Annotated in this window: 17 protein-coding genes and 3 tRNA genes; 6 read left to right on the top strand and 14 right to left on the bottom strand. The window is 67.7% G+C overall.

Annotated features, from left to right (window positions below):
- Positions 1–2 precede the first annotated feature (2 nt).
- The 4 genes from rbfA to pnp all read left to right on the top strand — a co-directional run bounded on the left by rbfA (position 3) and on the right by pnp (position 4045).
- A complete protein-coding gene (gene rbfA, locus Tharo_RS06825) occupies positions 3–425 on the top strand; it encodes a 30S ribosome-binding factor RbfA (protein WP_107220558.1) in 423 nt (140 codons plus the stop codon).
- On the top strand, positions 406–1392 hold the full coding sequence (gene truB / locus Tharo_RS06830; RefSeq protein WP_245881053.1) for a tRNA pseudouridine(55) synthase TruB: 987 nt from the start codon (positions 406–408) through the stop codon (positions 1390–1392). Before rbfA ends, truB begins: the two co-directional genes overlap by 20 nt.
- A 90-nt stretch (positions 1393–1482) precedes the next feature.
- Positions 1483–1752 carry a 30S ribosomal protein S15 gene (rpsO, locus tag Tharo_RS06835; protein ID WP_075148455.1) on the top strand — a complete coding sequence of 90 codons (270 nt, stop codon included), beginning with the start codon at positions 1483–1485 and terminating at the stop codon, positions 1750–1752.
- A gap of 196 nt (positions 1753–1948) precedes the next feature.
- A complete protein-coding gene (gene pnp, locus Tharo_RS06840) occupies positions 1949–4045 on the top strand; it encodes a polyribonucleotide nucleotidyltransferase (RefSeq protein ID WP_107220560.1) in 2097 nt (698 codons plus the stop codon).
- 143 nt (positions 4046–4188) lie between these two features.
- On the opposite strand, the gene dksA is transcribed toward pnp, so the two are convergent.
- The 8 genes from dksA to Tharo_RS06885 form a co-directional block, all read right to left on the bottom strand.
- The gene (gene dksA, locus Tharo_RS06845; RefSeq protein ID WP_107220561.1) at positions 4189–4614 is read right to left on the bottom strand and encodes an RNA polymerase-binding protein DksA; all 426 of its coding nucleotides are present in this window, start codon (positions 4612–4614) and stop codon (positions 4189–4191) included.
- 414 nt (positions 4615–5028) lie between these two features.
- Positions 5029–5310, bottom strand: coding sequence for a hypothetical protein (locus Tharo_RS06855; protein WP_107220562.1), 282 nt, complete (start codon positions 5308–5310; stop codon positions 5029–5031).
- Between the two features lie 292 nt (positions 5311–5602).
- Positions 5603–5678 (bottom strand) — tRNA-His (locus Tharo_RS06860).
- A 40-nt stretch (positions 5679–5718) separates the two neighbouring features.
- A tRNA-Arg gene (locus Tharo_RS06865) sits at positions 5719–5795 on the bottom strand.
- A gap of 27 nt (positions 5796–5822) precedes the next feature.
- A tRNA-Pro gene (locus tag Tharo_RS06870) sits at positions 5823–5899 on the bottom strand.
- Between the two features lie 93 nt (positions 5900–5992).
- Positions 5993–7315: a hypothetical protein gene (locus Tharo_RS06875; protein WP_245881022.1), complete on the bottom strand. Its 1323-nt coding sequence runs from the start codon at positions 7313–7315 to the stop codon at positions 5993–5995.
- The gene (locus tag Tharo_RS06880) at positions 7312–7530 is read right to left on the bottom strand and encodes a DUF2249 domain-containing protein (protein WP_107220564.1); all 219 of its coding nucleotides are present in this window, start codon (positions 7528–7530) and stop codon (positions 7312–7314) included. The genes Tharo_RS06875 and Tharo_RS06880 overlap by 4 nt, the downstream gene beginning before the upstream one ends.
- Positions 7527–7985, bottom strand: coding sequence for a hemerythrin domain-containing protein (locus tag Tharo_RS06885; RefSeq protein WP_107220565.1), 459 nt, complete (start codon positions 7983–7985; stop codon positions 7527–7529). Before Tharo_RS06885 ends, Tharo_RS06880 begins: the two co-directional genes overlap by 4 nt.
- A gap of 169 nt (positions 7986–8154) precedes the next feature.
- Here Tharo_RS06885 and Tharo_RS06890 point away from each other — a divergent pair, with 169 nt between their 5' ends.
- Complete coding sequence (locus Tharo_RS06890) at positions 8155–9408, top strand: MFS transporter (protein ID WP_245881023.1); 1254 nt, start codon at positions 8155–8157, stop codon at positions 9406–9408.
- 242 nt (positions 9409–9650) lie between these two features.
- Positions 9651–13388: a DUF748 domain-containing protein gene (locus Tharo_RS06895; protein WP_107220566.1), complete on the top strand. Its 3738-nt coding sequence runs from the start codon at positions 9651–9653 to the stop codon at positions 13386–13388.
- Between the two features lie 45 nt (positions 13389–13433).
- On the opposite strand, the gene Tharo_RS06900 is transcribed toward Tharo_RS06895, so the two are convergent.
- The 6 genes from Tharo_RS06900 to sufC all read right to left on the bottom strand — a co-directional run bounded on the left by Tharo_RS06900 (position 13434) and on the right by sufC (position 18628).
- On the bottom strand, positions 13434–13943 hold the full coding sequence (locus tag Tharo_RS06900; protein ID WP_107220567.1) for a DUF3617 domain-containing protein: 510 nt from the start codon (positions 13941–13943) through the stop codon (positions 13434–13436).
- A gap of 157 nt (positions 13944–14100) precedes the next feature.
- Entirely contained in the window at positions 14101–14685 is a 585-nt protein-coding gene (sufT, locus tag Tharo_RS06905) for a putative Fe-S cluster assembly protein SufT (RefSeq protein ID WP_245881024.1), read from the bottom strand.
- 79 nt (positions 14686–14764) lie between these two features.
- Positions 14765–15229, bottom strand: coding sequence for a Fe-S cluster assembly sulfur transfer protein SufU (gene sufU, locus Tharo_RS06910; protein WP_107220569.1), 465 nt, complete (start codon positions 15227–15229; stop codon positions 14765–14767).
- Complete coding sequence (locus Tharo_RS06915; protein WP_107220570.1) at positions 15226–16512, bottom strand: cysteine desulfurase; 1287 nt, start codon at positions 16510–16512, stop codon at positions 15226–15228. The genes sufU and Tharo_RS06915 overlap by 4 nt, the downstream gene beginning before the upstream one ends.
- Positions 16509–17831, bottom strand: coding sequence for a Fe-S cluster assembly protein SufD (gene sufD / locus Tharo_RS06920; RefSeq protein ID WP_107220571.1), 1323 nt, complete (start codon positions 17829–17831; stop codon positions 16509–16511). The genes Tharo_RS06915 and sufD overlap by 4 nt, the downstream gene beginning before the upstream one ends.
- Positions 17828–18628 (bottom strand): Fe-S cluster assembly ATPase SufC, encoded by an 801-nt coding sequence (gene sufC, locus Tharo_RS06925; protein WP_107220572.1) that lies wholly within the window; start codon positions 18626–18628, stop codon positions 17828–17830. Before sufC ends, sufD begins: the two co-directional genes overlap by 4 nt.
- Positions 18629–18637 lie beyond the last annotated feature (9 nt).

Below are 18637 nucleotides of genomic sequence, written 5' to 3' on the forward strand. Positions count from 1 at the left end.
CGATGCCCAAGGAGTATTCCCGCAGTCAGCGCGTGGTCGAGCAGATCCGCCGCGAGCTGGCCGAGCTGATCCGGCTCGAAGTGAAGGATCCGCGCGTCGGCTTCATCACCCTGACCGATGTCGAGATCACGCCCGATTACGCCCACGCGAAGGTGTTCTTCACTTCGATGACCGGCGCCGGCGATGTCCCCGAAATCCTCCAGGGGCTGCGCCGCGCGAGCGGTTTCCTGCGCCGCGAGCTGGGTCGGCGGATCCGTATCCACACCATTCCCGAGCTCCATTTCCAGTACGATCGGTCGGTCGAGGAGGGCGCCCGCCTTTCGCAGCTGATCGACACGGTGGTCCGCGAGGACGAAGCGCGCCACCAGGACGGGGCCGCTCCGGCGCCGGACTCCGCCAGCGATGATGACGGCAAGCACGCCTGAGGCGGCCGCGACCTCGCGTCCGCGTCGACCGCAGCGGGTGCAGCGCAAGATCGTGCGCCGGGTGGTCGACGGCGTGCTGCTGCTCGACAAGCCGCAGGGGCTCAGCTCCAATGCCGCGCTGCAGACCGCGCGCCGCCTGCTCGGTGCGGCGAAGGCCGGCCATACCGGTACGCTCGACCCGATGGCGAGCGGACTGCTGCCGCTGACCTTCGGCGAAGCGACGAAGTTCTCGCAGATCCTGCTTGATGCCGACAAGACTTACGAGGCCGTTGTCCAGCTCGGCATCGAGACCGATTCGGGCGATGCCGAAGGTGCGGTTGTCGCCACCCGCCCGGTGGCGGTCGCGGGAGCGCAGCTCGAAGCCGTGCTCGCATGCTTTCGCGGTGAAATCGAGCAGATCCCTCCGATGTATTCCGCGCTCAAGCGCGACGGCAAGGCCTTGTACGAATACGCCCGGGCCGGCATCGAAGTCGAGCGTGCGCCGCGCCGGGTGTGCATCCATGCCCTCGATCTGCTCTCCTTCGATGCCGATCGGTTCACGCTTCGCGTTGCCTGCAGCAAGGGCACCTACATCCGCAGCCTGGCGATGGATATCGGCACCGCGCTCGGTTGCGGTGCCCACCTGTGCGGGTTGCGGCGCACCGCGATCGGCCGTTTCCGGGTCGATGAAGCGGTCACGCTGGCGCAGCTCGAAGCCGCGGCCGAAGTCGAGCGCGACCGCCTGCTCGCCCCGGTCGATGCGTTGGTGGCGGATTTCCCCGCGCTCGAACTCGATGCCGACGCCGCCCGCGGGCTGCTGCAGGGGCGCGTGCTGAGCCTGGCGACAGGCACTTCCGGCGAGGCCGGGAAAATATCGCGCGTGTATGGGCCTGCCGGTTTTCTCGGCCTCGGACAGTGGCAGGACGACGGCCGGCTCGCGCCGCGCCGCCTGATCGCGACCGGCGACGAGCCGCGTGCCGGTGCTTGAAGCGCAGGCACGATTTCGATTGAGTTTATGGCGCCGCTATGGGTATAATCCGCGGCTTCTGATTGGCAGAAAATACGAGTAAAGACACACATGGCTCTTGATACCGCATCCAAGTCGAAGATCGTCTCCGACTTCCAGCGCGCCCAAGGCGACACCGGTTCGCCGGAAGTCCAGGTCGCGCTCCTGACCGCCCGCATCAACGGGCTCGCCCCCCACTTCAAGGAGCACGGTAAGGATCATCACTCCCGCCGCGGGCTGCTGAAGATGGTCAGCCAGCGCCGCAAGCTGCTGGATTACCTCAAGGGCCGCAACGCCGACAGCTATCGCAATCTGATCGAGCGTCTCGGCCTGCGCAAGTAATTGCCGCCCGTGACCAGCCCGACAGTGCCGATCAGGGCGAAGTAAGCCAGGAAAGCCGGTGTGTGCCCAGGCGGCCGCACCGGCTTTTTGCCGTTTGGCGTCCGGGTTTCGACGCCGCCTTTCCGCGCCGCCCTTCTCGGGGAAGGGCGCGGCATGCAGTTGTAGTCCGCTGCAATCAACGATAAAGGAATTCATCTTGCCTACTGCAATCAAGAAAACATTCGCCTATGGGGCGCACACCGTCACCCTGGAAACCGGCGAAGTCGCCCGTCAGGCCGGTGGCGCCGTCATTGTCAACATGGACGAAACCGTGGTGCTGGCCACCGTGGTCGGTGCCAAGGAAGCCCGCCCGGGCCAGGATTTCTTTCCGCTCACCGTCGATTACGTCGAGAAGTTCTACGCCGCAGGGCGCATTCCCGGTGGCTTCTTCAAGCGTGAAGGGCGTCCGAGCGAGAAGGAAATCCTCACTTCGCGCCTGATCGACCGTCCGATCCGCCCGCTCTTCCCCGAAGGCTTCATGAATGAAGTCCAGGTCATCGTCACTGTGCTGTCGCTGAACCCGGAAATCGATTCCGACATTCCGGCGATGATCGGTGCTTCGGCCGCCCTGGCGATTTCCGGCCTGCCCTTCAATGGCCCGGTGGGCGCTGCCCGCGTCGGCTACCTCGACGGCCAGTACGTCCTCAATCCGACCGCGACCGAGCTGCAGACGAGCCAGATGAACCTGGTCGTGGCCGGCACCCACGCCGCGGTGCTGATGGTCGAGTCCGAAGCGAAGGAACTGCCCGAAGATGTCATGCTCGGTGCAGTGGTGTTCGGCCACGAGCAGATGCAGACCGCCATCCGTGCCATCAACGAACTGGTGGAAGTCGCCGGCAAGCCCGAGTGGGACTGGCAGGCCCCGCCCGCCAACGCATCGCTGATCGCCCGTGTCACCGAACTCGCCAAGGCCGAGATGGAAGAGGCTTTCCGCATCACCAGCAAGCAGGAGCGCTCGGCCCGCCTGTCCGAGATCCGCAAGCGCACGATGGCGCAACTGGTTGAAGGTGCCGACGCTCCGCCGTCGATCAACGAGATCAAGGACATCTTCTTCACCCTCGAAGCCGGCATCGTGCGCAGCCGCATCCTCGATGGTGAACCGCGCATCGACGGCCGCGACACGCGCACCGTACGTCCGATCGAAATCCGCACCGGCGTGCTGCCGCGCACCCATGGTTCGGCGCTGTTCACCCGTGGCGAGACCCAGGCCTTGGTCATCGCGACTCTGGGCACCGGCCGCGACGAGCAGATCATCGATGCGATCGCCGGTGAGTACAAGGAACGCTTCCTGCTGCATTACAACTTCCCGCCGTTCTGCACCGGCGAAACCGGTCGCTTCGGTATCACCAAGCGCCGCGAAGTCGGCCACGGCCGCCTCGCCAAGCGCTCGCTGGTGGCGATGCTGCCGAAGCCGGAAGAGTTCTCCTATACCGTGCGGGTGGTCTCCGAAATCACCGAGTCCAACGGCTCGAGCTCGATGGCCTCCGTTTGCGGCGGCTCTCTGGCGATGATGGATGCCGGCGTGCCGCTGAAAAACCACGTCGCCGGCATCGCCATGGGCTTGATCAAGGAAGGCAACCGCTTCGCGGTGCTGACCGACATCCTGGGCGACGAGGACCATCTCGGCGACATGGACTTCAAGGTTGCCGGCACCGAGAACGGCATCACCGGCCTGCAGATGGACATCAAGATCCAGGGCATCACCAAAGAAATCATGCATGCCGCGCTCGAGCAGGCCAAGGAAGGCCGTCTGCACATCCTCGGCTTGATGCAGCGCTCGCTGGGCAGCAGCCGTGGCGAGGTCTCGGAGTACGCGCCGCGCATGATCAACATGAAGATCAACCCGGAGAAGATCCGCGACGTGATCGGCAAGGGCGGCGCGGTGATCCGCGCGCTGCAGGAAGAGACCGGTACCGTGATCGAGATCGAGGACGACGGTGCGATCAAGATCTCCTCGGTCAGCGCCGAAGGTGCGCAGGCCGCGAAAGCCAAGATCGAAGCGATCACCGCCGAAGTCGAGATCGGCAAGGTCTATGAAGGTACGGTGCTGCGCCTGCTCGATTTCGGCGCAATCGTTAATATCATGCCGGGCCGCGACGGCCTGCTGCACGTTTCCCAGATCGCCAACGAGCGCGTGAATAACGTCTCCGACTACGTCAAGGAAGGCCAGGTGGTGCGCGTCAAGGTGCTCGAGACCGACGAGCGCGGCAAGATCCGTCTGAGCATGAAGGCGCTGCTGAGCGAAAACGCCTGACCGCCCGGGCGGAGCCGGATCTTCGCCGCCCGGGCTGTACGGGCGGCGCTTGCCCTTCGCGCACATGAAGCACAAATGAAAAAAGGACGCCGCGGCGTCCTTTTTTCATTGCACTCAAGCCTGTATCCGCAGGCGCATTGCGCTTACTTCGCCACCTGACGTTCCCGCATCTCTTCCAGCGTCTTGCAGTCGATGCACATGGTCGCCGTCGGACGGGCCTCCAGGCGCTTCAGGCCGATCTCTACGCCGCAACTGTCGCAGTAGCCATACTCACCCTCGTTGATGCGGCCCAGCGCCTCGTCGATCTTCTTGATCAGCTTGCGCTCACGGTCGCGGTTTCGCAGTTCGAGGGCGATGTCGGATTCCTGGCTGGCGCGGTCATTGGGGTCGGCGAACACCGTGGCTTCATCCTGCATGGTGTGCACGGTGCGCTCGATGTCCTCCATCAACTCACCCTTCAGCGAGCTCAGGATCTCGTGGAAGTGGGCCAGCTGCTTTTCGCTCATGTATTCCTCGCCGGCCGCAGGTACATAGGGCGGGAATTGCTTGTGCAGGGTATCGTCAGCCATGAATCAACTTCCGTGTTGGTGAATGAAGAGACCCGACTTAATAGCAGAATCGGGCAGGCACGGCAAGAAAAGGCGCCGGGCTTCGGCGCCGCGAGGCTGCGCTGTCCCGGACAGGGCGGACCAGCGCAGCCAGTGGCCGCAGGCATTGCGCACGCCACGGATGCTGCGGTGCCACGGTCCGTGGATGCACAGCCCTCTGGTGGCGTTCGATTCGACTTCCACCGCGTCGGCTTCGCTGGCTGGTTTTCGGCGGCCGTGCCAGCGTTCGCAACTGATGCAGCGCTTGTCACTGACGGCTTGAAGTAAGGGCATGGACCCTTTTGCACTCCTTGTGGTTCGATCGGGCTGCGTGCGGCAAGACGCTTCGCGGTATGGCGGGTGCGGCTCGCTAGGAAACGTAACGCCCCGTTTGGGTCAGGCGGTGAGTCGGTTGGTGAAAGGGTAGCCGAATCTACGCAGCAGGTGTTTGAATGCTTTGGAGCTCGCCCTGGGGTCGTTGCCGGCGAAGAGCGCCTTCTGGCGGTCGTGCGTCGCAGTGGGCAACGAGGCCAGTAGCATTTCACGCTCATCAAGGATGTCGTCGCACATTCTGTCGGTGACGAACAGAAACGGAATCGGATGGTACAGGCCGTCCTTCCGCAGGCGGTGATAACGTGGGCTCGTGTTCTGGATGCTCTCGGTGGGGTGGTTTTTCATGGGCTCCGTGGGGCGAATGCGAAGTTTGTATTTATAGCGGAAAATTGTAACGCACCTATTACGCCGTGCTGGATGTCGGCGTGGCCGGAGCGGAATGGCGCCAGGCGCACAACCGGGGACGGGCGTTGCAGAAGCGTGCGTGGATGAGAAAGACAGATCCGCCCGAGGGGACGCTGGGCAGGAAGCGATCCAAGTATCGGCACCGGAGCGTAGCCCCCCGGGGCGGGGGCTTGCGGGGATGGCGGCGTTTTTCTGCGCCTGCCGGGTACCGCTTTCGGCTGCTTGAATTCGATGGGGCGACATACCGGTTTCGAACCGGTGACCTCTGGAGCCACAATCCAGTGCTCTACCAACTGAGCTAATGCCGCCACTGATGAGCCGCGGTGAATCCACAGCTCGAAACTTCTCTGGCCTGCCCGGCAGGGATCGAACCTGCAACCCCCGGCTTAGAAGGCCGGTGCTCTATCCAATTGAGCTACGGGCAGCTTCCTGCGGGCAATCGGGGTGCGAGCTGGTCGGGGTGGAGGGATTCGAACCCCCGACATCTTGCTCCCAAAGCAAGCGCGCTACCGGACTGCGCTACACCCCGAGAGCCGCGAACTATACAGTCCGAAAGAGCCGCCGTCAAACATCTTTTCGAGAATTTTCGATGCCGGGCGGGCAATCGCCAAAATGCGCCGGATCACCCACCGGCGCGGCTTTCAGCTCGAGTGGGCGCAGCCAGCAGGGCGGCGCGGCGTGCGCGCACGACACGGGTCAGATTGAGTAGCAGCCAGCCGAACTCGACCATCAGCGAGGCTCCGGCAAGCGGTGCGAGGAACGGTACGAAGACGGCGATGCAGAGCGCACCGAGACTGAACGTACGTGCCTTCAGCTGCCTGCGAATATGGACATCGGGGAGCAGCTTTTTCATGTTGGGCGCCTTCACGCCACTCTGGGTCAGGTGCAGCCAGGCGAGGAAGGGCACGATCTTGTAAAGCATCGCGGTGATCGTGCCGCCGAAACCCCCGTGCAGTACCAGGATCCCGGCGAGCACCGACCAGTAGTCGGCATCGGTCCAGAGTGCGACGAGCAGGACGACGATGCCAGCCAGCGCGGAATACATCGCCTGGCGGAAGGCGAGGAAGGGGGTGTCGAGCTTGCTGCGGCGCGAACCGGCCTGCAACCGCAAGGTCATCCCGGCATAGCTCGCACCGAGCAGCATGAGGGCGATCAGCGCGGCGATGCCGGGCCAGGTCGCTCCGAAAAATGCGCTGGCCGACCACGCAAGCAGCAGTGCGGTTACTGCGGGGGCCCAGAACGTGGTGAAGCGCTGCGGGTAGGGGGCGGTGATCTGGAACATCGGCACGACGACCCAGCTCGTGGCGGCGAGCAGCACTGCGGCCCAGCCCATCCAACCCCAGCCGGCGTGCAGGTTGACCAGCGTGGTCAGCGGCAGCGGCAGCTGGAGGCCGCGGCCGAGCGTCAGCGACAGCAACAGACCGAGCGTGGCGGTGACGGTGAGCCCGAAGAAGGCGAGCCGCAGGTCGCGCGGCGTGCGCGTATTCGTTCCGGTGGTCGCCCCCTTGCGCAGGCCGACGGCCGCGGCGCCGAGAAAGGTGGCGAGGCCGAGCAGGAGCATTCCCGCCCCGGCCAGCAGGACGTCGGGATGGCCTGCGCCGAGCCCGTATGCCAGCGAACCCGTACCCAGCGTCATCAGGACGTGGGTGGTGCCGGCAGTGCGAAGCGGCGCGGGCATGTTGGCGCCGGCGACCACGGGCATGACCTGCACCAGGGCGCCGAGCATGACCTGGAGCATGAACCCCGCGGCGAACAGGTGCACGATGGCGAGCGTGCCCGGGGTCCAGCGCGAAACCAGAATGTCGCCGCCGAACAGCAATACTGCGCCGGCGGCGATGGCGAACAGCGGTGCGGTCAGGAAAAACCGCAGTGGCGCCGAGAAGGGGGGGGTGTCATCGTAGGCGAGGCCGGGATTTGCGCCGCCCATGGCGGGACGGGCCATCATGGCTGGACGATGCGGATTTCGACTGCGCCGTCGTCACGATAGACTTCGTCGTGACGATAGCCGTCGCGGTCGAGGATGCGCAGCAGCGGATGCGGCATGCGGTCGAGGATCAGCAGCATATCTTCTCCCTTGGCCAGTGTCAGCAGTACTTCCATCGCGCGCTCGAAGGGCTCCGGCGGCTCGAGGCCGCGCGCATCGACGACACGGCCGCTCATGCGCTCCGCGCCTCGCTCAGCTGCTTGCCGACGGCGGTCGACAGGTTTTGCTGCTCTTCGGTCGGAAGGCGGGTGTCGAGCATCGGGTAGATCACGCTCTCTTCCTTCATGTTGTGCTGCTGCATCATGATCAGCAGAGTCTCGGCTTCGCCGGAGAAGTCGTCCGCGTCCTGCTTGTCGAGCGCATACTGCAGCGCGGCGAGCACTTCGCGCATGCCCTGGTGTTCGCTGCGCATCATCGCGGTGGGGCCATGGGTCATGCCGGTGGCCGCTTCGAAAGCCGGGAAAAGCTTCGTCTCTTCGGCCTCGAAATGGGCGTTGAGCGCATTCGAGAATTCGTTCAGCGCTTCTGCCGCGCCGCCCCAGTCGCCGTCCGATGCGAGCTCTTCGGCGCGCGCGAAAACGTGGTCGCAGTCGCGGTGGTCGTGGGTCATCAGCTCGGAAATCGTGGTCATCATTACCTCCTGTGGTCGATGGGCTGCATTCTCCGCAGCGACCGTGGAAGGGCATTGATGCAAGTCAAGAGCGTTTGGGCATCAACAGTTTGCATGGCATCATCCTTGCACGCGGCATGGTGCGGGGGGCGTACGGGGATGATGATTTGTCTTGCTGTGGATGATTCGCATGGTCGATGACGATCGGGTCGGCGCCGGCGATTCCCGCGCATGGCTGCGGATTTTCCTGCCGTTCGCGCTCGGGTATTACCTCTCCTATCTGCTGCGCACGGTGAATGCGGTCATTTCCCCTGCCCTGACTGAAGCGCTGGGTTTGACGGCGGCCAGCCTGGGCCTGCTCACCAGCACCTATTTCCTTGCCTTTGGACTGGCGCAGATCCCGGTCGGAATGGCGCTCGACCGCTTCGGGCCGCGCCGGGTGGAGGCGGCGCTGCTGCTGCTTACCGCGCTCGGCTCCGGCCTGTTCGCGCTCGGCGACTCGCTCGCGGGCCTCGGTCTCGCCAGAGCCCTGATCGGCGTCGGCGTATCGGCCTGCCTGATGGCGGCGCTGAAGGGCTTCGCGCTGTGGTATCCGCCGGAGCGCCAGAGCTCGATGATCGGCTTCATCATGGCCGCGGGTGCTCTCGGCGCACTCACCGCGAGCGTGCCGGTGGAAGCGGTGTTGCCGTTTCTCGGTTGGCGCGGCGTGTTCTGGGCGATTGCCGCAACTGCGCTCTTCGCATCGGTGCTGCTGTGGCGTTCGCTGCCCGAGGCCGGCGGTGGCGGCATCGCGCCGCGGGGCTCGCTCGGCGATGCGCTGCGCGTGGTGGCGGGAATCTACGTGACGCCGGCGTTCCTGCGCTTTGCCGCCTCGTCGACGTTCTTCGTCGGTGGATTCATGGCGCTGCAGAGTCTGTGGGTCGTGCCTTGGCTGATGCACGTCGACGGCTTCGACCTGGGCCAGGCCGCAGCGATGCTGGTGGTGCTCAACCTGGGCAGCCTGTGCGGCCAGCTGTCGATCGGGCTGATGGGGGTGCGGCTTGCCCACAGGGGCATCGGGGCGCTCGCGCTGCTGCGCTGGGGCTATGCCGGTGTGCTTGCGGTGCAGGTCGCGATCCTGTTCTCGGCCGGGCCGGCGCCGCTGCTGTGGTTCGTGTTCGGGCTGCTTTCCGCGGCCAATTCGCAGACCTACCTGGCGGCGTCGCGCGCCTTTCCTCCGAGCCTGTTCGGGCGCGTGAGCACGGCGATCAACCTGATGGCCTTCACCGGTGCGTTCGTGGTCCAGTGGGGGCTGGGGCTCGCGCTCGATCTGCTGCAGTCGCAGGGGCATGGCTTGGGCGCCGCGCTGCGGTTCGGTTTCACGGGCCTGATCGTGCTCCAGGCGCTCAGCTTGCTGCCGCTGCTGCGCAGCTCCGGCCGCCATCCGGGGGGCGTGGATGGGTGAGCGGGGCGGTGTCCGGAGCGGACGGGCTTGCTATGCTGGAAAGGCTGGTCCTTTGGCGGAAATCGACTTCGTGACGCTGGCCAAGACCGATAGAATCGCGCCCGGCAGCCAAGCCGCAGGACGGCGTTGCCGAGCCGCCTCCGCCCGGGGCCGGGTGCGCGATGCGGGCGCATGTGGAACGGCATCCGGGACGGTGCCTGCCGTGGCGGCGTGCCTTACAAACTTACTCGTTGGAGCCTTTCATGTCTGATACCACCACCGACTCGAGCGCCGTCCCGCACCGGCGGAGCCGGGGCCGGCGGGCCCTGTGGGGCATGGGGGCGGTGCTGGCCGTCGCCGCCATCGCCTACTTGGCGGTTCCACCGATTGCCCGGCATTACGGGCAGAAGCTGCTCGCCGATATGCTCGGCCGCGAAGTCCGCATCGATCGGGTGCTGGTCAATCCTTTCCGCCTGAGCGCCGAGATCGGCGGGCTCGAGGTGATGGAGTCGGGAGGCGAGGGCGAAGCGCTGGCTTTCGATTCCCTGCGCGCCAATTTCGAACTCGAGTCGATCGTGCGCCGGGGACCGGTGCTGCGCGAACTGGAACTGGTCGGGCCGCGCCTCAAGCTCGTCCTCGACCAGGACGGCCGGCATAACTGGGCCGATGTCGCCGCGCGCATCGCGGCCGTGGAGGGAGAGGAGCGCACGGCCGGCGACGGTCGGCCGCTGCCGTTCTCGATCGGCAACATCCGCATCCGTGGGGGGCAGATCACGGTCGAGGACCGGCCGCGCGCCCTGACCCACGAACTGGCCGACATCGATCTCGGCGTGCCTTTCGTGTCGAATCTGCCGGTGCGGGTCGAGACCTTCGTCCAGCCTTCGCTGTCGGCGACGCTCAATGGCGACCCGCTGCTGCTCAGCGCGCGCACCAAACCTTTCGCCGAGAGCCAGGAAACCGTGGTGGACGTCGTCCTCGAGGCGTTCGATCTGGCTCCCTGGCTCGCCTACCTGCCCGGCGAGCAGCGTTTCCGCCTGCCTTCGGCCTTGCTCAGCACCAATCTCGAACTGTCGTTCCGCCAGATGCCGGACGCCGCGCCCGAGGTCGTGCTGCGTGGCCCGGTCCGCGTCGACAAGCTCGTGCTCCAGGACCGCCGCGGCGCGCCGCTGGCGGCCGCAGCCGAAGCCGAACTCGAACTCGCCGACGTTCAGCCCCTGGCCGGACGCTGGCACTTCACCCGCTTGCGCCTGGTGCAGCCCGAATTCGACATCGTCCGGCTCCAGGACGGAGGGCTGAACGTGCTCGACCTTCTGCCCCCGGAACCGGCACGGCGGAAAACGGACGAGGCGGGCGCCGCGCAGGAAGACGGCAGCGCCGGTGCCGAAGCGAAGGCTTCGGGGAGCGGAGCGGATGCCGGGCCCCCGGATTTCCTCCTCGCCCTGGCGCGTATCCGTGACGGCGTGATCCGCTTCGAGGATCGCAGCCTGGCCACGCCTTTCCGCACCCGCATTGAGGCGATCAACCTCGACGTGCGCGATCTGGCGACGGTCAGCGACCTGCCCGCCGGGATCCGCCTCGACTACGCCAGCGATGCCGGCGAAAGCTTCCACCATGAGGGCCAGCTGCGCCTGCAGCCCTTCGAACTCGATGGCCAGCTCCAGTTCGAAGCGCTGCAGCTTGCGCGCTATGCCCCCTATCTCGCTGATGTTCTGCCCGGTGCCGAGGTGCGCACCGGCCGCCTCGGCGGCAGCGTCCACTACCGCGCCGCGCGCGGGGCCGAGGGCGAGCCCGTATTCGGATTCGGCGCCCAGGCGCTGTCGCTGCGCGATTTCGCCCTCGCGCTCAAGGGCAGCAAGGATGCCGCGGTGAAACTGCCCGAGCTCGACGTGCGCGAGGCCAGCGTCGACCTCGCCGGGCGCAAGCTGGCGGTGGCGGGGATCGATGTCAGGGGCGCGGCCGTGTCCGCCGTCCGCCAGAAAGACGGCGAATTCGACCTGATGCGCCTGTTTGCCGCCGCGCCGGGCGGCTCCCGCAACGGCGCCGGCAAGGGCGCCGGCAAGGGCGCCATCAAGGGGGGCGCAGCGAAACCGGTGGCTCCGGAGTGGACGGTGGCGGTGGACAAGCTCGCGCTGCAGGCCGCCTCGCTCCGGGTCGAGGACCGGACGGTGGCGAAGCCGGTGGTCACCACGGTCAACGACATCCAGTTCGAGCTCGACGGTTTTTCCACCGCAAAGGGCAACAGCAGCCGGATCAAGCTCGATTCCCGCCTCAACCGGCGCGGCCGCGTCGGTGTCTCGGGAGCGTTGGCGCTGGAGCCGCTGAAGGCCGACCTGCGCCTGGACCTGCGCAGCGTCGACCTGCTCCCGCTGCAGCCCTACGTGCTCGAGCAGACGAGCGTCGCCATTTCGCGCGGCAGCCTCACCAGCCAGGGCCGGCTCACGCTCCGGAGCGGGCGCCGGGGGCAGTTGCTGGGCGCTTTTCGCGGCGACCTGGGAGTGGCCGGCTTCGCTTCGGTCGACCGCCTGAATGCGACCGATTTCGTGCGTTGGCGGACGTTGCGCGTGGGCGGGATCGATGCCCGCCTCGAACCTTTCTCGCTCGCCATCGAGCGCGTCGCGCTCGATGATTTCCATACCCGGCTGATCCTGGACGAGAACGGCCGGCTCAACTTGCGCGAGATCGGCGCCGTGCGCGGTGAAGCGCCCGCCGGCGCTGCGCCGTCTTCGGCGCCTGCCGAGCCCGGAAGCGACGGCGCCGTGGCCGGGACCGGACCGGCGGCGGCCGCCCGCAGCGTCGAGCTGGCGCCACCGGCTTCGCCTCCGCCGCCGGTGCGCATCGAGCGCATCGAGGTCACGCGCGGCAACGTCGCCTTCAGCGACCGTTTCATCCAGCCGAACTACGATGCCAACCTGACCGATCTGGCCGGCGCGCTGGTGGGGCTGTCGACCGCCGAGGACACGATCGCCCGGCTCGACCTCAGCGGCAAGGTGGATAAGGCCGCACCTTTGAGCATCACCGGCGAACTCAACCCCTTCCGCCAGGACGCCCATCTCGACCTCCTCGCCACGGTGAAGGATTTCGAACTCACCGGGCTGTCGGGTTATTCGGGCAAGTACGTCGGCTATGGCATTTCCCGCGGCAAGCTGTCGGCCGAGCTGAACTACAAGATCGAGGACCGCCGGCTGACGGCGACCAACCGGATCTTCCTCGATCAGCTGACTTTCGGCGACAAGATCGACAGTCCGGACGCGGTGAACCTGCCGGTGCAGCTGGCGGTATCCTTGCTCAAGAATGGTCGCGGCGAGATCGACCTGCGCCTGCCGGTCAGCGGCACGCTGGACGACCCCGAGTTCAGCGTTTTCGGCCTGGTGGTGAAGATGCTGTTCAACCTGATCGGCAAGGCCCTCACTTCGCCGTTCGCGCTGCTTGGTGCGGCGCTGGGGGGCGCAGAGGATCTGGCCACCCTCGAACTTGCGCCCGGCCACGCCCGCCCCGGCGAGGCTCAGCAGGACAAGCTCGCCACCCTGGCGCAGGCGCTGATCGACCGGCCGGCGCTGCGTCTGGACGTTACCGGCCGCGCCGATCCGGCGGTCGACAGCGACGGCCTGCGCCAGGCTGGCCTCGACCGGGCGGTGCGCGCACAGAAGCTGAAGGCGCTGATCGCACGCGGAGAAGAAGCCCCGTCGATCGAGGAAATCGAGATCGGCGCCGGAGAGTATCCCGAGCTGCTGAAGAAGGCTTACCGCGAGGCCGACTTCAAGAAGCCGCGCAACCTGATCGGCCTGGCCAAGGATCTGCCGGAGGCGGAAATGGAAGCGCTGATGCGCGCCAACGTCGCCGTCGGTGATGCCGAACTGCACGCGCTCGCCCGCCAGCGGGCACAGGCGGTGCGCGACTGGCTGGTGGAAGAAGGCAAGGTGCCGGGCGAGCGCATCTTCCTCCTCGAACCCCGGGTCGAGCCGGCCGGCGAGGGCGGCCAGGTGAAGTTCTCGCTGCGCTGAGCGCCCGCTGCGAAACCGCCGCCGCGTGTGCCGGCTGCGCCGGGTTCAGCGTGGCCCGATCGGCTCGCCCACGTTCAGGTTGCCGACGCCGTCACGGCCCCGGATCAGGAACTTTCCCGGCGCCTGGCCGGCCTTGCAGGGGCCGAGGCGGCGCCCGTCGATTGCCAGCCGGGTGGCCGCGCTGCCGGCGGTCGCCGGCTCCGGGGTGACGGTGAGTTCGCCCTGGAAGTTGTACATGAAGTCGCCGCCGAAGCGGCCTTCCACCCGGCTGCTGCGGCCATCCGCGGTACAGCTTGCGCTGTAGTAGGTGTAATGCGCGTCCCGCGTCCAGCGTTGCTCGCTGCAGTGCGCGAAGGGATTGCCCGGACGGCGCAGGACGTCGTCCTCGCCGCTGCCGACGCACAGGTGAAAGCCGGGCACGCTCGCGGCCGATTCGGCCGGCGCGGTGTTGATCATCCACAGCCCGGGCATGCGCTGCGGCGGGTCGATGGCGGGCGGGGCGGCAAGGGCCGCGCTGCCGAGCAGGCTTGCGGCGAGGGTGAGGGTGAGACGCATGGTGTCCGTCCGGTGGCAAGGCAGGCAAAACGGGAACGATTACGGCACGGGAACGACCGGAATTCGCGGTTTCCGGGTGCGGCGGCCGACTGCGCGAGCATAGCAGCGCCGCTCCGGGGCGGAACTTGAGCGGGCGCAAGGATGGCGCATCGGCGCTTCAGTACAGCCCCATTTCCAGCCGGGCGGCTTCGCTCATCATCTCGCGGCTCCACGGCGGGTCCCACACCAGGGTGACGTCGGCTTCGGCGACGCCGGGAATGGCGAGCAGCTTGGTCCGCGCCTCGTCGGCGATCAGCGTGCCCATGCCGCAGCCGGGCGCGGTCAGGGTCATGCTGACCGCCAGCCGGTAGCGGCCGTCGCCCAGCGCTTCGGCCGTGCAGGCATAGACCAGGCCGAGGTCGACGATGTCGATCGGAATTTCGGGGTCGTAGCAGGTGGCCAGCTGTGCCCACGCCGCGCGCTCGATGCTCTCGGCGTCGAGCGCGCCGGTGCCGGCCGGGAGCGTGGCGAGGGGCTGCGGCTCGAGGCCGAGGGCGTCGGCGTCGCCTTCGTCGATGCGATACAGATTGCCGCCGCTCATCACCGTGATCGAGCCGCCCAGGCGCTGGGTGACCAGCGCGAAATCGCCTGCCTGCAGCGTTTCCGCCTGTCCCCAAGGGACGCTGACGGCCGCGCAGTCGCGCTGCAGCACGCGGGATTCGGTTTCGCCGTAGTGCTCGCCCATGGTCCGTTCCTCCTTCATTCCGGGCGCCGGTTTCGCCTGCCGCGATCCGGTGCCCTCCGTTCATTCCTGCCCCGTTTTCCGGGCCGGAAACGCCCTGTCATTCGGTCTGCGCCGTGTCTTGATCGCCGGCGAGGGCGTTGTGCAGGGTGTGCCAGGCCAGGGTGGCGCACTTCACCCGCGCCGGGAATTCCTTCACTCCGGACAGTGCCGCCAGCTTGCCGACGTCGCGCGCCGGCGCTTCCGTGCCCTGGCCGCCGGTGAGCAGGGCATGGACGTCGCGGAACAGCGCTTCCACTTCTGCGACCGGCTTGCCCTTGACCGCTTCGGTCATCAGCGAGGCCGAGGCGGTCGAGATCGCACAGCCGTGGCCGACGAAGCTGACGTCGTGCACGACGCCGTCGGCCACCCGCAGGTACACGGTGAGCTGGTCGCCGCACAGCGGGTTGTGGCCGTCGGCGTGGCGGTCGGCGTCGGCCATCTTGTGGAAATTGCGCGGGTTGCGGTTGTGGTCGAAGATCACTTCCTGGTACAGCTCACGCAGCGAATCCTGCTTGTCGTTCATCCGGGCCTCCTCGTGCCGAACAGATCCTGCGCCTTGTGGATGGCCGCGACCAGGGCGTCGATGTCGCCGATGTCGTTGTACATCGCGAACGAGGCGCGGGCCGTGCCGGGAATGCCGAAGCGCGTCATCAGCGGCATCGCGCAGTGGTGGCCGGCGCGGATCGCCACCCCTTCGGCATCCAGTATTGTGCCGAGGTCGTGGGGGTGGATGCCATCGACGAGGAAGGACAGGATGCCGGCCTTGTCCCGCGCCGTGCCCACCAGGCGCACGCCGGGGATGTCGCCGAGCGCAGCGCTGGCGTGCCCAAGAAGGGCGTGCTCGTGGGCGGCGATGCGTGCCAGACCCACCCGGTCGACATAGTCGATCGCCGCCGCCAGCCCGATCGCGCCGGCGATGTTGGGGGTGCCGGCCTCGAAGCGCTGGGGCGGCTCGGCGAAGGTGCTGCGCTCGAAGGCGACGGTGCGGATCATGTCGCCGCCGCCCTGCCACGGCGGCATCGCGGCGAGCAGTCCGGCGCGGCCGTAGAGCACGCCGATGCCGGTCGGGCCGTACAGCTTGTGCCCGGAAAAAGCATAGAAGTCGCAACCGATCGCCTGCACATCGACGCCCTGGTGGGCTACCGCCTGGGCGCCGTCGATGAGCACCACCGCACCGGCGGCGTGTGCCCGGGCGGTGAGGGCGGCGACCGGGTTCACCGTGCCGAGCGCGTTCGACACGTGGGTGATCGCCACCAGCCGGGTGCGCTCCCCGAGCAGGGCGTCGAAGGCGGCGAGCTCGAGCGTGCCGGTCTCATCGACCGGCGCCACCTTGAGCACCGCGCCGGTCTGTTCGCACAGCAGCTGCCAGGGCACGATGTTGGAGTGGTGTTCGAGGGTGGTGAGCAGGATCTCGTCGCCGGCTTCGAGCTGGCTGCGTCCCCAGCTGTGCGCGACCAGGTTGATCGCTTCGGTGGTGCCGCGGGTAAACACGATCTCCTCGGCGTGCGCAGCGTTGAGGTAGCGCTGCACGGTGGCGCGCGCGGCGTCGTAGAGCTCGGTGGCGTGCTGCGACAGCCAGTGCACGCCGCGGTGGATGTTGGCGTTGGACTCGCGGTAGAAGCGGCGCTCGGCTTCGATCACCGCTTCCGGCTTCTGCGTGGTCGCGCCGTTGTCGAGGTACACCAGGCGGTGGCCCCGCAGCGGGCGGGCAAGAATCGGGAAGTCGGCGGCGATTCCCGGCAGGGCGGCGCCTGTCGGCGTCGCCGGGCGGGTGCCTGTGTGGGTAGGCGGGAGCGGGGCGTTCATGACAGCTCCTCCAGGCGGGCGGCGCCGGGCAGGCGGGTGAACAGGGCGGCGCGGCCGAGCGCGCGCAGCGGCGGTTGGGCGATGCGTTCGAGCACTTCGGCGGCGAAGGCGTAGGTCAGCAGCTGGCGCGCGTGTTCGCTGTCGACGCCGCGCGCGCGCAGGTAGAACAGTGCGTCCTCGTCGAGCTGGCCGACGGTGGCGCCGTGGGCGCACTTGACGTCATCGGCGTAGATCTCGAGCTCGGGGCGGGCGTCGGCCTCGGCCAGCGGCGACAGCAGCAGGTTGTCGCAGCGCTGCAGGGCATCGGTGCGCTGGGCGTCCTGGGCGACGATGATGCGGCCGGCGAACACGCCGCGCGCGCTGCCGTCGAGCAGGCCGCGGTAGTACTCACGGCTGGTGCCCTGCGGCGAGGCGTGGTCGATGCGGGTGTGGTGATCGACATGGCGGCGGCCGTCGGCATGGTAGAGGCCGTTGAGCAGCACTTCGGCGCCTTCGCCGGTGAGCCGGGTGCGGATGTCGGTGCGCGCGAGGCGGGCGCCGAAGGACAGCGAGTGCGAGGCGAACACGGCGCCGCGCGCTTGTTCGGCTTCGATCGTGGCAAGGTGGATCGCCTGCTCGCCTTCCTCCTGCAGCTTGAGGTGGGTGAGCCGGCTGTCCTGCGCGGCGAGCACGCGTGTGACCGCCGTGCTCAGGGTGCTGCCCGCGGCGCCGGCCGGATAGTGCTCGACGATGGTCGCCTGCGCGCCGGCCTCGGCGATGACGAGGTTGCGCAGATGCTGGTCGGCGGCGCCCGCGGCGATGAAGACGAGGTGGATCGGCGCTTCCACGACGCTGCCGCGCGCCAGGCGGATCCAGGCGCCGTCGGCGGCGAGGGCGGCATTCAGCGCGGCCGGCGTCTCGCCGTCGGCGGCCTGGCCGAAGGCCGCTTCGACGGCTTCGGGGGTTTGCGCCAGCGCGTCGGCGAGACTGCCGAGCCGCACGCCGCCAGGCAGCTCGGCGAGCGTGGATAGCGCGGGGGCGAAGCGGCCGTCGATGAACACGAGCCAGTGCGCGGCGGCCGGGCTTGCGGCGTCGAAACGCGCGCGCAGCGCGGCGAGGATGCGTTCGGGGGGCACGGCTTCGCCCACCGCCAGGGCCTGTTGCTCCATGAAGGCGAGCGAGGTGTGGCGCCAGTTCTCGCGCCGCGTCGTGGGCCAGCCTTCGTCGGCGAAGCGGGCGATTGCGTCCGTGCGCAGGCGGGCGAGCCAGGGGATGTCGGCCCCGGGCAGCGCGGCGGCGGTGTCGCGCTGGCGTGCGACCCAGAAATCGAGCGCGCTCATGGCTGGGCTCCGGTGGGTTGGACTCCCGGGGACGCGGCGCCGGCCTTGCCTCCCGGCGCGGCGTCGATCCACCCATAGCCGTGCGCTTCGAGTTCGAGCGCCAGCTCGCGCCCGCCCGAGCGCACGATGCGCCCCTGCGACAGCACATGCACCTGGTCGGGCACGATGTAGTCGAGCAGACGCTGGTAGTGGGTGATCACGATCATCGAGCGCTCCGGCGAGCGCAGCCGGTTGACGCCTTCGGCGACGACCTTGAGCGCATCGATGTCGAGCCCCGAGTCGGTCTCGTCGAGCACCGCCAGGCGGGGCTCGAGCAGGGCCATCTGCAGCACTTCGTTGCGCTTCTTCTCGCCGCCGGAAAAGCCTTCGTTCACCGAGCGGTAGAGGAACTCCTCCTTCATCCCGACCGCCTTCATCTCGGCCTTCACCCTGGAGAGGAAGTCCATTGCGTCGTATTCGGGCAGGCCGCGGTGGCGGCGGATCGCGTTGACCGCGGCCTTCAGGAAGTAGGCGTTGGAGACGCCGGGAATCTCGACCGGATACTGGAAGGCGAGGAACAGTCCGGCGCGGGCGCGCTCCTCGGCGGGCAGGGCGAGCAGGTCGCTACCGTCCCATTCCACGCTGCCTTCGGTGACGGTGAAGGTTTCGCGCCCGGCCAGCACCTGGGCGAGCGTGCTCTTGCCCGAACCGTTGGGCCCCATGATCGCGTGCACTTCGCCGTCCTTCACTTCCAGGTTGAGGCCCTGGAGGATCGCCTTGCCGTCGATTGCAGCGTGCAGGTTTTTGATTTTCAGCATGTCCGTTCT

This window comes from Thauera aromatica K172 (assembly GCF_003030465.1).
In the GTDB taxonomy this organism is placed as follows: Bacteria; Pseudomonadota; Gammaproteobacteria; order Burkholderiales; family Rhodocyclaceae; genus Thauera; species Thauera aromatica.

What these genes read in the sequence shown, in the direction of transcription:
- sufC (WP_107220572.1), bottom strand. Translation starts at nt 18,628, where the DNA reads ATGCTGAAAATCAAAAACCTGCACGCTGCAATCGACGGCAAGGCGATC.
- Tharo_RS06855 (WP_107220562.1), bottom strand. Translation starts at nt 5,310, where the DNA reads ATGAAAAACCACCCCACCGAGAGCATCCAGAACACGAGCCCACGTTAT.
- Tharo_RS06895 (WP_107220566.1), top strand. Translation starts at nt 9,651, where the DNA reads ATGTCTGATACCACCACCGACTCGAGCGCCGTCCCGCACCGGCGGAGC.
- truB (WP_245881053.1), top strand. Translation starts at nt 406, where the DNA reads ATGACGGCAAGCACGCCTGAGGCGGCCGCGACCTCGCGTCCGCGTCGA.
- Tharo_RS06890 (WP_245881023.1), top strand. Translation starts at nt 8,155, where the DNA reads ATGGTCGATGACGATCGGGTCGGCGCCGGCGATTCCCGCGCATGGCTG.
- rpsO (WP_075148455.1), top strand. Translation starts at nt 1,483, where the DNA reads ATGGCTCTTGATACCGCATCCAAGTCGAAGATCGTCTCCGACTTCCAG.
- Tharo_RS06915 (WP_107220570.1), bottom strand. Translation starts at nt 16,512, where the DNA reads ATGAACGCCCCGCTCCCGCCTACCCACACAGGCACCCGCCCGGCGACG.
- Tharo_RS06885 (WP_107220565.1), bottom strand. Translation starts at nt 7,985, where the DNA reads ATGACCACGATTTCCGAGCTGATGACCCACGACCACCGCGACTGCGAC.
- dksA (WP_107220561.1), bottom strand. Translation starts at nt 4,614, where the DNA reads ATGGCTGACGATACCCTGCACAAGCAATTCCCGCCCTATGTACCTGCG.
- sufT (WP_245881024.1), bottom strand. Translation starts at nt 14,685, where the DNA reads ATGAAGGAGGAACGGACCATGGGCGAGCACTACGGCGAAACCGAATCC.
- sufU (WP_107220569.1), bottom strand. Translation starts at nt 15,229, where the DNA reads ATGAACGACAAGCAGGATTCGCTGCGTGAGCTGTACCAGGAAGTGATC.
- Tharo_RS06880 (WP_107220564.1), bottom strand. Translation starts at nt 7,530, where the DNA reads ATGAGCGGCCGTGTCGTCGATGCGCGCGGCCTCGAGCCGCCGGAGCCC.
- Tharo_RS06875 (WP_245881022.1), bottom strand. Translation starts at nt 7,315, where the DNA reads ATGATGGCCCGTCCCGCCATGGGCGGCGCAAATCCCGGCCTCGCCTAC.
- Tharo_RS06900 (WP_107220567.1), bottom strand. Translation starts at nt 13,943, where the DNA reads ATGCGTCTCACCCTCACCCTCGCCGCAAGCCTGCTCGGCAGCGCGGCC.
- sufD (WP_107220571.1), bottom strand. Translation starts at nt 17,831, where the DNA reads ATGAGCGCGCTCGATTTCTGGGTCGCACGCCAGCGCGACACCGCCGCC.
- rbfA (WP_107220558.1), top strand. Translation starts at nt 3, where the DNA reads ATGCCCAAGGAGTATTCCCGCAGTCAGCGCGTGGTCGAGCAGATCCGC.